At 59.7% G+C, this 13271-nt stretch carries 10 protein-coding genes and 1 pseudogene; 7 read left to right on the top strand and 4 right to left on the bottom strand.

The window, feature by feature from the left end; translation table 11 throughout:
- Positions 1–10: 10 nt before the first annotated feature.
- From hpaD to QMG40_RS12100, 6 genes and pseudogenes are all read left to right on the top strand, one after another.
- On the top strand, positions 11–1084 hold the full coding sequence (hpaD, locus tag QMG40_RS12125; RefSeq protein ID WP_283531314.1) for a 3,4-dihydroxyphenylacetate 2,3-dioxygenase: 1074 nt from the start codon (positions 11–13) through the stop codon (positions 1082–1084).
- Between the two features lie 200 nt (positions 1085–1284).
- Positions 1285–2070 carry a 2-oxo-hept-4-ene-1,7-dioate hydratase gene (gene hpaH, locus QMG40_RS12120; protein WP_283531313.1) on the top strand — a complete coding sequence of 262 codons (786 nt, stop codon included), beginning with the start codon at positions 1285–1287 and terminating at the stop codon, positions 2068–2070.
- The gene (locus QMG40_RS12115) at positions 2055–2864 is read left to right on the top strand and encodes an HpcH/HpaI aldolase family protein (protein WP_283531312.1); all 810 of its coding nucleotides are present in this window, start codon (positions 2055–2057) and stop codon (positions 2862–2864) included. Before hpaH ends, QMG40_RS12115 begins: the two co-directional genes overlap by 16 nt.
- Positions 2865–3007: 143 nt before the next feature.
- Positions 3008–3130: pseudogene (locus QMG40_RS12110) on the top strand (aldehyde dehydrogenase family protein); the annotation flags it as partial.
- A 134-nt stretch (positions 3131–3264) separates the two neighbouring features.
- On the top strand, positions 3265–3555 hold the full coding sequence (locus QMG40_RS12105) for an antibiotic biosynthesis monooxygenase family protein (RefSeq protein WP_283531311.1): 291 nt from the start codon (positions 3265–3267) through the stop codon (positions 3553–3555).
- A gap of 21 nt (positions 3556–3576) precedes the next feature.
- Complete coding sequence (locus tag QMG40_RS12100; protein WP_283531310.1) at positions 3577–6360, top strand: AAA domain-containing protein; 2784 nt, start codon at positions 3577–3579, stop codon at positions 6358–6360.
- A gap of 56 nt (positions 6361–6416) precedes the next feature.
- Here the strand turns inward: QMG40_RS12100 and QMG40_RS12095 are convergent, their stop codons facing one another.
- The 4 genes from QMG40_RS12095 to QMG40_RS12080 form a co-directional block, all read right to left on the bottom strand.
- Positions 6417–8309: an FAD-binding monooxygenase gene (locus tag QMG40_RS12095; protein ID WP_283531440.1), complete on the bottom strand. Its 1893-nt coding sequence runs from the start codon at positions 8307–8309 to the stop codon at positions 6417–6419.
- A 401-nt stretch (positions 8310–8710) separates the two neighbouring features.
- A complete protein-coding gene (locus QMG40_RS12090; RefSeq protein WP_283531309.1) occupies positions 8711–9229 on the bottom strand; it encodes a GIY-YIG nuclease family protein in 519 nt (172 codons plus the stop codon).
- 65 nt (positions 9230–9294) lie between these two features.
- On the bottom strand, positions 9295–10125 hold the full coding sequence (locus tag QMG40_RS12085) for a DMP19 family protein (protein WP_283531308.1): 831 nt from the start codon (positions 10123–10125) through the stop codon (positions 9295–9297).
- A gap of 141 nt (positions 10126–10266) precedes the next feature.
- A complete protein-coding gene (locus QMG40_RS12080) occupies positions 10267–11754 on the bottom strand; it encodes a helix-turn-helix domain-containing protein (RefSeq protein WP_283531307.1) in 1488 nt (495 codons plus the stop codon).
- A gap of 171 nt (positions 11755–11925) precedes the next feature.
- Here QMG40_RS12080 and aceA point away from each other — a divergent pair, with 171 nt between their 5' ends.
- On the top strand, positions 11926–13248 hold the full coding sequence (gene aceA, locus QMG40_RS12075) for an isocitrate lyase (protein WP_283531306.1): 1323 nt from the start codon (positions 11926–11928) through the stop codon (positions 13246–13248).
- Positions 13249–13271: the final 23 nt, after the last annotated feature.

The raw sequence follows: 13271 nt of genomic DNA, 5'->3' as shown, positions 1-13271 counted from the left end.
GGAGTAAATCATGACCAACTTTGTCCCAACCCCCACCGCCCCGGCACCGGATATTGTCCGCTGCGCTTACATGGAACTCGTGGTCACCGACCTGGCCAAGTCCCGCGAGTTCTACGTGGACGTGCTGGGTCTGCACGTCACTGAAGAAGACGAGAACACCATCTACTTGCGCTCCCTGGAGGAGTTCATCCACCACAACCTGGTGTTGCGCAAGGGCCCCCTCGCCGCCGTCGCCGCTTTCGCCTACCGGGTGAAGTCCCCTGCCGAGGTAGACGCCGCCGAAACCTATTACAAGGAGATGGGCTGCCGCACCGAGCGCCGCAAGGACGGCTTCACCAAGGGCATTGGCGACTCCGTCCGCGTTGAGGACCCACTGGGCTTCCCCTACGAGTTCTTCTACGAGACCGAACATGTGGAGCGCCTCACCCAACGCTATGACCTGTACTCCGCCGGCGAACTGGTCCGGCTGGACCACTTCAACCAGGTCACCCCCGATGTGCCGCGCGGGCGCAAGTACTTAGAGGACCTGGGCTTCCGCGTCTCCGAGGACATCAAGGACTCCGACGGCGTCACCTACGCCGCCTGGATGCACCGCAAGCAGACCGTCCATGACACGGCCCTGACGGGCGGCGACGGACCCCGCATGCACCACGTTGCCTTCGCCACGCATGAGAAGCACAACATCATCCAGATCTGCGACAAGATGGGTGCGCTGCGCATTTCCGACCGGATCGAACGCGGCCCCGGCCGCCACGGCGTCTCCAACGCGTTCTACCTGTACATCCTTGACCCGGATGACCACCGTGTGGAGATCTACACTCAGGACTACTACACCGGTGACCCGGACAACCCCACCATCACATGGGATGTCCATGACAACCAGCGCCGCGACTGGTGGGGCAACGCCGTGGTCCCATCCTGGTACACCGAAGCCTCCCTGGTCCTGGACCTGGACGGCAATCCGCAGCCGGTCATCAAGCGCACCGACACTTCCGAAATGGCCGTCACGGTGGGCGCTGACGGCTTCTCTTACACCCGCGAACCGGGCGAGGAACGCGGGTTCAAGTTGGGCACCCAGCTCTAACAAACAAATACCTTTGCCGGTCAGGCGATGGCCCCCGCCCGTCCCCGGAAGCTCCCAACGCTCGCAAGCTCGCGGTGGTCCCCTCGCTTCCGGGGGCCCCCCGCGGACGCCCGATAGATTCCGGTGCCATGCCTCACCCGGCTCCCGTCGATCGACTCACTACACTCGGGTTCAGCCCTTCAAACGTTAGGAGATACACCATGCTCGATGATGCAACTATTGCCGGCATTGCCGACGAACTTGTGGAGGCCGGTACAAGCCGGGTCCCGGTACCCCGGTTGACCCAGCGCTACCCGGAGATGACGGTGGAGGATTCCTACCGTGTCCAAAGGTTGTGGCGCGAACGCGGCGAGGCTGCCGGGCGCGTGCTGGGCGGGCACAAGATTGGCCTGACGTCCAAGGCCATGCAGTACGCCACCGGCATCACCGAACCGGACTACGGGGTCATTTTCAAGGACATGATCCTGGAGAACGGCTGCACCGTGGAGTGGTCACAATATTCGCACCCGCGCGTTGAGGTGGAGCTGGCGTTCCTGCTCAAGGAAGACGTGGAGGGGCCCAACGTCACGATCTTTGACGTGCTGCGTGCCACTGAATACGTGGTGCCTGCCCTGGAGATCCTGGATTCCCGGATTGAGATGGAGGGCCGGACCATTGTGGACACCATCAGTGACAACGCCGCCATGGGCGCCATGGTGGTGGGTGGCATCCCGGTGCGGCCCGACGACGTGGACCTGCGCTGGGTAGCCGCCATCCTGTACAAAAACCAGGCTGTTGAGGAAACAGGCGTCGCGGCCGGCGTGCTGAACCATCCGGCCCAGGGTGTGTCGTGGCTGGCCAACAAGATCGCCCCGCACGGGGACGGGCTCAAAGCGGGCGAGCTCATCCTCGCCGGCTCCTTCACGCGGCCCATGTGGGTCAATGCCGGGGACACCGTTTTTGCCGACTACGGAAAGCTGGGGACCATCACATGCCGCTTCGAGTGAGCCTTACCCCGTCTTTCAAGGACGCTCTGGCAGCAGCCGGCCGGCCGCTGGCGGGCATGTGGGTGTGCTCCGGCAGCCCGCTCGTGGCGGAAATTTGCGCCGGTGCCGGCCTTGATTGGCTGTTGGTGGACGCCGAGCACAGCCCCAACGGGCTCGAGGGCATCCTGGCTCAACTCCAGGCCGTCAGCGGGTATCCGGTCACGGCCGTGGTGCGTCCGCCCGTCAATGACACCGTGATCATCAAGCAGTATCTGGATTTGGGCGCCCAGTCGCTGCTGATCCCCATGGTCCACACGGCCGACGACGCCCGGGCTGCGGTTGCCGCTACCCGCTACCCCCCGCAAGGTGTGCGCGGTGTCGGCTCGGCCCTGGCCCGTTCGGCACGGTGGAACCGCGTCCCGGACTATCTGGCTCGGGCATCGGACACCGTCACCGTCTTGGTCCAGATCGAGTCCTCCGAGGCCGTGGGGAATATCGAGTCGATCATGGCCGTGGACGGGGTCGACGCCGTGTTCATCGGCCCATCCGATCTCGCAGCTTCGATGGGGGTGCTGGGGCAGCAGGAACACCCTGACGTGGTGGCCGCCGTGGAACATTGCATCACCCTGGCCAAGGCGGCCGGAAAGCCGGTTGGCGTGAATGCCTTCGGCGAAGCCACTGCCAGCCGATATTTGGATGCCGGGGTGGATTTCATCCTCACCGGCGCCGATGTAGCCCTGCTGGCCCGCGGCAGCGAAGCCCTGGCCAGCAAATACGTACCGGCCGTCGACTCCGGCCCGGCCACGAGCTACTAATCTCCACACCCGCTCGCAAGCTCGCGGCGGGTCCCTCGGGCGCGTGGGCCCAAAAGGGGTTTTTACGACAACCAGCAATTGGCCGCGAAGCGGAACTGCTCGCCTCCGTCCCCACTGGCTTACTCATCAGCAGGCAATGGCGCAACGCCGCCTTGATCTCCAACGCTTCCGCGCCCTTTGGTGGCGTCAAGCACTCGGGCCGGGGCCGGGAGAGCGGCAGCGAGGGCATCGCGGAATACACCACCACCCCGGCCGCCTACGCATGAGCCAACAACATACAGTTCAAAAAAGGTTATGTAAGAGTCAGCCAAAGAAGCCTCCGGCGTGTATGCCGAGGGTCTTATTGCGGTAGCGTGGAAAGTCAAGGCGCCCGGTGAATCCGGGCCCGGAAGGAGCACAAGTGTCCATCGTTGTCATTAACGCCCTCAAGGTTCCCGTTGAGGCAGGATCCGAACTGGAAGCGCGATTCGCTGCGCGCAAGCACTCGGTGGACGGCTCCCCGGGTTTCGAGGGTTTCAAACTGCTGCGCCCCGTCTCCGGTGAGGACCGCTACTTCGTCTACACGCAGTGGGCCACGCGAGAAGACTTCGAGAACTGGCGTGCCCTGCGGGCCGGTCACGACCACGCCGCCCAATCCCCCGTTGCAAGCGGCATGGACTTGCTGGAGTTTGAGGTTGTGGACCTAGGTTAAGCCAGCCAAGGAGCCCATGCCGTGATTGACCCGCGTAGCCAAGCCATCTTGATCTATTCCCGCGACGGGACGTTGTTCCAGGACAAAACCCAAAACGTTCTAGCGTACCGAGTGGACCGGTCCCGTACTTACGTCACGATGCAGGTCGGGGGTGGGGAAAAAGAGTACGGTTACGGCTCCGAGCGGGTCGTTATCTTGCACAATCCAAAAGTGGTCCCGCTCACCACCGGTACCCGGGTCCAAATTCACGGAGCCATGCGGAGCACTGCAACCGAAGCGCGGCGCTTCCAAGGTCCGCGCGGGCCGTGGTGGCGGATCTTCTTCGTCAGCGCTGGAGAGGACGTCTACCAGAACTACGCTGCAGAAGAGGTCAGTTTCCACCAGGATGCAGCGCAGTCATCCCGTGCATCAGGTGTCCTGGACTATTGGCGCCGCATCGTGTCCGGGCTGGACGCGCAGGATCCGCTCCGGTTTCCCTTCGGGAAGCTTGGGTTTGTGGACGCGGAGAGCGCCTTGGCCGCATACGTCAACGCCGTGCCCATCGAACGCTCCACCATCACCCAGCCCCTGATCTTCCCGTTCTCAGCAAACCTCAGCCAGCGCGAGGCCGTCACGACGTGCCTCAGTCACCCCATCTCGGTGATCGATGGGCCTCCCGGCACCGGGAAAACTCAAACCATTTTGAACCTCATCGCCAATATCATTGCCACCCCCGGCGCTACTGTCGGCATTGTGTCATTCAATAACTCAGCCGTGGACAATGTCCGCGAAAAACTCGAGGAGGAAGGGTTCGGCTATGTGGTCGCCGGGTTGGGCAGCCGTGAAAAAAAGGTGGAGTTCTTCGCCCGGCAATCCTCGAGAAATGAGAAAGTCAGCGGCTTGATCGAGAGTTCGGTGACGGCACTGCCGCCCGAGGAACAGCTCAGCAACGTCGACGAACGTCTGCAACTTTTGCAGCAGATGGAGTTGCAGTTGGCCCAGTTGCGGCAGGAGCACGATGCCTACCTGCTCGAACAGCGCCATTTCAGCAAGTACCTGCAGCGCCACGAGCCAGCCGAACTGGAAAATCTCCCGCTGCTGCATTCATCGTCGGGAACAATCTTGGACTATCTGGCCGAGACCGCACAGTGGCGTGCAGGCGAGAATCCGCTCCGACGCTGGGCGCGAGCGATCAGGGGATACTTCCGATACGGTCCCACTGGGAAACTTGACCCCACCGACACGGACACGCTGCTGCACCTTCAGCGCGCCTACTACGACAACAAGATCAGCGAGCTGCAACGCGAGATCAAAAAGTTGGAACAAACCCTAGAGCAGGCCAGCAGTGCCCAGCTTGCCAAGGAACACCGGCAACTCTCAATTCAGGCGCTGCGTGCCGGACTCCAGCAGCGGTACGGCCAGTCCATGCCGAAAAAATACGCGCTGGAGACATACAAACAGGATTTTTCTGCGTTCACACATGACTACCCTGTAATCCTCAGCACCTGCCACTCACTGGGGCTCAGTCTCCCTGACGGATATCTGCTGGATTACCTAATCATCGACGAGTCCTCCCAGGTGAACCTGCTAGCCGCCGGATTGGTACTAAAAAGTGCCCGAAACGTGATCGTCGTGGGCGATCTGCACCAACTGCAGCACATTGCCCATAAGGCTGCAGGCGATGCTGCGAGCCCGGCACCAGCACCCGCCTACGACTACCAGCGACACAACATCCTGTCCTCCGTAATTGCACTTCACGGCGAAGCCCTTCCCCGGACAATGCTACGAGAACACTACCGCTGCGATCCGGCCATCATCGGTTTCTGCAACAAGAAGTATTATGACGGGCAGCTCGTGCCTTTCACAGCTCACAGACCTGAAATGCGCCCCCTGCGGATCGTGCGCACCGCCGCAGGGAATCACATGCGGGAACACCTCGACGGTGGCCGGTCCAATCAACGAGAGATCGACGTAGTCGTTCAGGAAGTCATCGAAGGGCAGTTCGCTGACACTGACAAGAAAACTATCGGCATTGCAACGCCCTATCGGATCCAGGCTGGCAAATTCACAGAACAACTTACAAGCATCCAGGCGGACACGGTCCACAAGTTCCAAGGCCGCGAAAAGGAAGTGGTCATTATGAGCACAGTCCTGGATGAGACGGCTCTAGGCCGGAAAGGCGTAGCCTTCGTCGACGACCCCCATTTGATCAATGTAGCCGTATCGCGGGCCTCGAAGCAGTTCGTACTTGTCACTAATCACGGCATGCTTCCCAAGAGCCGCAACCTGCGGGACCTCATTGACTACATCCAATACCAAGATCCGGACCAGGAAGTGCTCGAGAGCAACATCGTGTCCGTTTTTGACCTGCTGTACAAAGAATACTCACCACGCCTGGCACCGCTGGCAGCTCGGTTGAAGCACAGGACGGAATTCGCCTCCGAGAACATTATCTGGACGTTGCTCCATGAAATCCTTCAGGAGCGAGCGTACGTCGATTTCACGGTGGTGGATCAGGTCGTTCTGCACAACCTGCTTCCAGATCTCACAAAACTCACTCCCGAGCAGGCAGCGTACCTCAGGCACCGCACAACAACTCTGGACTTTGTGGTTTACAACCGAATCACCAACCGGCCAGCCTTCGCAATTGAAGTCGACGGGTTCGCCTTCCATGAAAACGATCCCATCCAGCTGGCGCGGGACGCTCACAAGGATGCGATCTGCGCCGTGTACCACATCCCCCTTCTACGACTGGCCACCACTGGCAGCGGGGAGGAAAACATCCTCCGCGGGTGGTTGGACGCCAAGGCGCTGGGCGGGGCGTGATGCAGGATGCCCGAGCACCTCTTCACAGCTTTTGCCCTTAACGAAACACCGCCCTGCTAAACGCGCTGGCCCGAATGGATCTGCGCGAAGAATGTGCCCAACTCGGCAGTGGCGGTCAACGGCAGGATGTTGGCCACGTACTGGTCCGGGCGCACCACGACGACGGCACCGGTGCGGTCAATCTCGCGCACATCAAAGATGTCGTTGCCGGGGATGATCCCATAGGCCTTCTCGTAATCGGTGAGCTGGAATGGTCCCACGAGCGGTTTGAACGCAGCTGGAACGGCGTTGATGTCGAGGTCTTCATGTTTGTGCTGGTAGATGACCTTCACATCAAACCAGGCATCGGCGTCGAGCCCTGCCGGTGTTACCGCAAGGGGTGAATCCGGCGCCGTGGAGAGCCATTGCGCCAGGGCGTCGGTCGGTGAGCCGGTTCCTGGCAGGGCCGGGTCGGCAAAGACGTAGATGCGCCAACGGCCATCTGCTGTGGCGTGGTGGCCAAGGTGAATCGCGTTCGTGTCACAGATGCGTGAAGCGTATGTGGATTTAAAGCGCTTGCCCACCGGGAAACCGACGGCAAGATGTTGGTGCACGGAATCAGCGGTAATCAGCGACGGCGCATATTCGGTCATGAACCCAGCCGGAAATTCGGCCGTGCGCACGTAGTAGTCCTCCAACTCCGCTGGATCCTGGAACTCCTCGGGCTTCTTGGCCATCAGCGCTGACCATTCCTTATCGAAGTCGATGAGGTTCTTGGCCACCACCTGACGCTCAGCCGAGTATGTGGACAGCAGGGTCTCGGGGCTGCGCCCGTCGAGGACGTGAGCGAGTTTCCACCCGAGGTTGAAGCCGTCCTGCATGGAGACGTTCATGCCCTGACCGGCCTTGGCACTGTGCGTGTGGCAGCCGTCTCCGGTGATGAAGACACGCGGGGTGCGCCTCCCTATGTCCTCCAAGAGGACGTCATCAAAGCGGTCCGTCAGGCGGTGTCCCACCTCGTACACGCTGTTCCACGCAACGTGGCGCACGTCCAGGGTGTAGGGGTGGAGGATTTCGTTGGCCTTGGAGATGATCGCCTCCATGCTGGTGTTGCGCACGGCACCGTTGTCATCTTCGGGCACAACCCCGAGGTCCACGTACATACGGAACAGGTAGCCTCCTTCGCGCGGGATCAGAAGGATGCTTCCGCCAGTGTGGGACTGGATGGCGCATTTGGTCCGGATGTCCGGAAAGTCCGTGCTGGCCAAAATGTCCATGACGCCCCATGCGTGGTTGGACTTGTCTCCTGCCATGGTGGCACCGATCGACGCGCGGACCTTGCTGCGGGCCCCGTCGCAGCCGACGACGTACTTGGCGTGCACCACCTGAACGGATCCTTCGTTCGGGCCGGCGCTGCGGACGAGGGTAACCTTGACGGGGTACTCGCCCTCATCGGCAACCTCAAGCGTTTGGAAGTCCCAGCCGTAGTCGGGTGTCAGGCGGGCGGGTGAGTTTTGTGCAACTTCGGCAAAGTAGTCAAGCACGCGGGCCTGGTTCACTATCAGGTGCGGGAATTCGCTGATCCCTGTTGCATCGTCTACAGCGCGGCCACCCCGCACAATGCGTGTGGCATCCTTCGTGTCCGGGCGCCAGAACGCCATCTCCGTGATGTGGTACGCCTCGGCGATGATCCGCTCGGCAAAGCCAAAAGCCTGGAACGTTTCCACACTGCGAGCCTGAATGCCGTCCGCCTGGCCAATCTCCAGACGGCCTCCCCGGCGCTCCACGATCCGCGTGGTGATGTCGGGGAACTGGGAAAGCTGGGCGGCGGTGAGCATGCCGGCCGGACCCGATCCGACAATCAAAACATCCACTTGCTCGGGCAGCTCTTCAGGGCGGTCGATCCCGGTCCCTGTTGCCTCGTGAATGCGCGGGTCACCGGAAACGTATCCGTGGTGGTGGAATTGCACAGGGTTCTCCTCGTTGCACTGGGGCGGCTCATTCACCACCACCCTCAAGATGTTCACTATTTGAACACAACGTTCTAATAGCGCACACTAAGCATAATTGTGTGCGACAGATCACGCAACCCTGCCACATGAAGATTCCGGAGGTGATGGCCTTGTTTGGGGTGATCAACGTGCTGGCCATTGGGATGGGCGTGATCGCCGACCACTATCCGAGACACACCATGGCTGAGGATGTGCTGCGTGGGCGGCCGCCGTCTCCAGAAGCTGCGGAACACCCGTCTTCAGTGCGGCACCGAACGTTTCATCCTCGGCGCGGGCCCCTTGCTGGACCGGCTGCTTGCCGGTACCTGCCAGCATTCGGGAGATTGGCGCCAGGGTCAAGAGATTCAGGGTCAAGAGGTTCAGCCCTTGTCGCGAAGGGCCCCCCGTTGTCCGGCGCTAGCAACGGCTGAAACGTGCAACTGAACCGGGGTGCTGCCATCACGATTCAAGGGTGGGCACAGCTCCACGCGCATAGCATCCTCAAGACTGGCGAGGCGCTCCAAGTCCTCAACAACGCAGAATGACATCCCCAGGTTACCCACCATCCAATTACTCAGGACCTCTTCGTCAGCATCTGTCAGCCGTGGGTGCGCTGACTTTCCATGCCATTGCGCCTGCAGTCCCAGAAGCGCCGCCAACGAACGGCGAAAAGTGGACTTAGATGTCTGCACATTGTGGTGCCGGGCACGGCTGCGCAAGTTCGTGGCTCGTCCCACATATATCAGGTCTCCACGTTTGAGCGGGCTCAATTCAGCAGGCCAGCTCATACCCTTCGGCATGGCACCGGTGAGATAACACTTGTAGATGCCGGGAGCAAAGGGCATAGCCGCCCACGCATTTTTGATGGCGGTTGTGTGCGTGAATTTGAGATCTTCCATCCGTTGACTTTATTACATCGCGACGGCTTTCCCTTTTTTCGAAAAAATCCCCTTGCGTGCCAGCCTTAGGCGAGGTCTGCCGGGTCAAACTCAACAGTTGCAAGGGTCTGCCTCGTTGCAGGATCAATCATGACAGCCTCGATGTCGTCGTCGAGCATAATAAAATCGCCCTTGTTAGTCCTGAAGTGCCAGGCTAAAACGGTGTCGCCGTTGCGGGCGTAGTGAGGATCTCCCATGATGATCTTCTCCAAGGTGTGGCCTGCCAGCTCACAAAGTTCACGAATGATCAGCTCAAACTCGGGGGCATCCTCTAGTTCAGCTTCCATTCGACGCTCTTCAAGGTCTGTCACAGTGCCAACGCGGGCTTCGATGTGAGCCCTCAGATCGTCGGCGTTCAGTATCAGCAGCCCATCCTGACCGCGCAGCCACTGCGCGTTCAGACCAGTGACGTCCTCGGTTTCCAGCAGTTCTTCAAATTCACTATCAAGGGCTTCAAGCGCTGCAACACCATCAGAGCGGTCAGCGCTTTGATCTACTTCATCTTCAAGGTAAGCGGCAGTATCGGCTTCGGAGAGGAGTTCATAAAGTGCCGCGGTACGGTTGAAAAGTTCCAGATGCCCTTTCGCCCCCATGCCTTCCAGCCCTTCCCGGATGTAGCCATCGAGCTCTTCTCGGTCTGGTGTCATGAAAACATACTGGGCGAATCCGCCGTCGAGCGCCGCGGTGAGGTAAAAGTCTACGAAGTAGCTGCGCAAGGCATTGGGTGCGATCTCATCGGCGTTCAACAGCGCCAAGTACATCTCGTTCACCACTGAAACGTTGTCGCCAACAACATCTTCGTTATCGGCGGCGGCGCCTTCAGTGGTCAATACGACGGGGAATTGTTGCGTGCTCATGAAAGTTCCTCACGTTTGGGAGCCTTATTGCCCTTGACACCTTCACGCTATGCGGCGCTGCCGGATAGGGACCCTAGACCAAGTGAACGTCAGAGGAAAATCAGTGGAACATATTGCGCCTTGCCCCTTAGCTAGCCCGTTTTACCTCCCTTGGTGGGCCTGCAGAAATTTGTACACTTCAGTCTCATCAACGCCTGGAAACGCTCCCTGGGGCATGGCTGCCAGCAAGTGTGAGTTGGCGCGCGTTGACGGCCAAGCAAGCCCCGCCCATTCAGCCGAAAGCTCCTCCGGCGGGCGACGGCAGCATGAAGGATCAGGGCATTTGGATGCCGAGCGCTCAGTGGTTTCCCGGCCACGGAACCACTTCACATGCGCATAAGGCACCCCGATGCTCAGTGAATAGTCACCCGAGGAGTGCTTTTCCGTCCGGGCGGTGCACCAGAACGTTCCCACCTCTGTGTCGGTGTACTGATTAAAGGCCCTGAACTTATCTGGCACGTCAAAAACGGCTCGTGAGGTCCAGAATCTGCACACCGCCTGCCCTTCGATGGCACCTGTGTGATCGGCGGGGAAGTTCACGTCGTCATTCTCATACGCTTTGTGGATAATCCCGGATTCATGCACTTTTTGAAAATGTGTGGTGATGCCTAAATGTTCGGTGGCTAGATTAGTGAACCGGTGAGCTGCCGTCTCATATGAAACAGCGAAGGCATCACGAATGTCCTCGATGGCCAACTCTTTAGCTGCCTTGGCTTCTTTAAGGAAGCTGACAGTGGCACGTTCTGGCATTAGCAGTGAAGCGGCAAAATAATTGGTGTAAACGCGCTGGCGTAAAAAGTCTGCGTAGTTACGGGGAGTCTTATGCCCCAAAACGTAGTGCCCCAGCGCCTGCAGCAGCACCGAACGGGGGTCATGATCCGATCGCTGACCCTGGGTGAGATAAATTCGGCGATTCTTCAAGTCCGTCACTGACCGGGTTGAATGTGGCAAATCCCCCACATAATGCAGGTCAAAGCCAAGGTGCTCCGCCACGTCTGCAGCCACGTGGTGGGACAACGGGCCCCTGTCGTGCCCCACAGCTTTCAACAGGTCTTGAGCTTGACGTTCAATCTCCGGGTAGTAGTTGTTGCGTTCACGCATTTCCATCCGCAACTCATTGTTGGCCCGCCGCGCTTCTTCCGGCGTGGCCGACTGCTCATCAAGGCGGCGTTCCAGCTCGTGCTGCAAACCAACAAGCGACTCCAAAACTTCCGTGGAAAGCCGCGAACCCACGCGCACTGTGGGTAATCCCAGCGACTGATAGAGCGGCCCACGCTGCGCCCGCTCCAGCTCAATTTCAAGAGCCGCCCGTCGGTTTGGCGGCTCCGCTCCCAGCAGCTGTTCAAGCCCAACTCCCAGTGCCACCGCTAGTTGCTGCAGCAGGGTTAGCTTGGGCTCCCGCTTGCCGTTCTCAATGAGAGAAAGTTGTGACGGGGCGGTCCCTACTTTCGCACCCAAATCATCCAGTGTCATGCCCAGATTCTTGCGCAGATGGCGGACCCTCCTGCCCAGCGAGATGATATCCAATTCACCCGCACCCTCGCCTCGCAGCGCCGGTGTTTTGCCCACATACCAACCAGTATTAGCCATTTCTTGAGTATATGCGAAGAAATGCGAATCTTTCCACTAAAGACCACTAGCTTTGGGCCGAAAACACCTGAATAGTTGAAATCACGAAGAAAGAACGTGGTTCTACAACCTCAGAGACGAGTTTGAGCCCGTGACTTCGGCAAAGGACACCCCCAACAAGGAGCCATCACCATGACTGCAGCATTCGAACCCGCAACGACGCCCGAGCAGACCAATGCACAGGCGGCCACAGCCCTCGAACTCGAGTGGGCAGCCAACCCCCGTTGGTCCGGCCTCGAACGCTCGTACCCTGCCGCCGATGTGATTAAGCTCCGCGGCCGGGTCCAAGAAGAGCACACCCTGGCCCGTCGCGGCTCCGAAAAATTGTGGGATCAGCTGCGCAACGCCGCCCCGGGTGGCTACACCAACGCACTGGGTGCCCTGACAGGAAATCAGGCAGTCCAGCAGGTCAAGGCTGGCCTGAAGGCCGTTTACCTCTCCGGCTGGCAGGTTGCTGCTGACGCCAACTCAAACGGCAATACCTACCCTGATCAGTCCCTGTACCCGGTGGACTCGGTGCCCAAGGTTGTGCGCCGCATCAACAATGCGTTGCTTCGCTCGGATCAGATCGAATTCTCCGAGGGTCTGAAAAGTGTTGATGATTGGCTAGTGCCGATCGTGGCCGACGCCGAAGCCGGCTTTGGTGGTCCGTTGAACGCCTACGAGCTCATGAAATCCATGATCGTTGCCGGCGCATCCGGTGTGCACTGGGAAGACCAGTTGGCCAGCGAGAAGAAGTGCGGCCATTTGGGCGGCAAGGTTCTCATTCCCACCTCCCAACATGTGCGGACACTGAACGCTGCACGCCTGGCAGCCGACGTTGCCGGCGTACCTTCAGTCATCATTGCCCGTACTGATGCCGAAGCCGCCACCCTCATCACCTCAGATGTGGATGAACGCGATCAGCAGTTCGTAACCGGCGAGCGCACAGCAGAAGGTTTCTACCACATCAAGAACGGTCTGGAGCCCTCCATTGCCAGGGCCCGCGCCTACGCCCCGTACTCCGACCTCATCTGGATGGAGACGGGAACCCCCGATCTGGAGCATGCGAAAAAGTTTGCCGAAGCCGTCAAATCCGAATTCCCTGACCAGATGCTCGCCTACAACTGCTCACCGTCATTCAACTGGAAAAAACACCTGGATGACTCAACAATCGCAAAGTTCCAACGGGAGCTTGGCGCCATGGGATACACCTTCCAGTTCATCACACTGGCTGGTTTCCACTCCCTGAATTACTCGATGTTTGATCTTGCCCATGGCTACGCCCGAGAAGGCATGAGTTCATACGTCGAACTGCAGGAGCGAGAATTCGACTCCGAAGCACGCGGCTACACCGCTACCAAGCACCAGCGCGAAGTGGGCACAGGCTACTTCGATCTGGTCGCGACAGCCCTGAACCCAAACAGCGGCACCCTCGCATTGGCTGGTTCCACCGAAGCCCAGCAGTTCCACTAACAGCTTTCACCTTTCTCATTTAT

Origin of the sequence: Arthrobacter antibioticus, from assembly GCF_030063205.1 — a bacterium.
Taxonomy (GTDB): domain Bacteria; phylum Actinomycetota; class Actinomycetes; order Actinomycetales; family Micrococcaceae; genus Specibacter.
This window is presented reverse-complemented; position numbering and strand designations above follow the sequence as displayed.

What these genes read in the sequence shown, in the direction of transcription:
- hpaD (WP_283531314.1), top strand. Translation starts at nt 11, where the DNA reads ATGACCAACTTTGTCCCAACCCCCACCGCCCCGGCACCGGATATTGTC.
- aceA (WP_283531306.1), top strand. Translation starts at nt 11,926, where the DNA reads ATGACTGCAGCATTCGAACCCGCAACGACGCCCGAGCAGACCAATGCA.
- QMG40_RS12080 (WP_283531307.1), bottom strand. Translation starts at nt 11,754, where the DNA reads ATGGCTAATACTGGTTGGTATGTGGGCAAAACACCGGCGCTGCGAGGC.
- QMG40_RS12085 (WP_283531308.1), bottom strand. Translation starts at nt 10,125, where the DNA reads ATGAGCACGCAACAATTCCCCGTCGTATTGACCACTGAAGGCGCCGCC.
- hpaH (WP_283531313.1), top strand. Translation starts at nt 1,285, where the DNA reads ATGCTCGATGATGCAACTATTGCCGGCATTGCCGACGAACTTGTGGAG.
- QMG40_RS12115 (WP_283531312.1), top strand. Translation starts at nt 2,055, where the DNA reads ATGCCGCTTCGAGTGAGCCTTACCCCGTCTTTCAAGGACGCTCTGGCA.
- QMG40_RS12090 (WP_283531309.1), bottom strand. Translation starts at nt 9,229, where the DNA reads ATGGAAGATCTCAAATTCACGCACACAACCGCCATCAAAAATGCGTGG.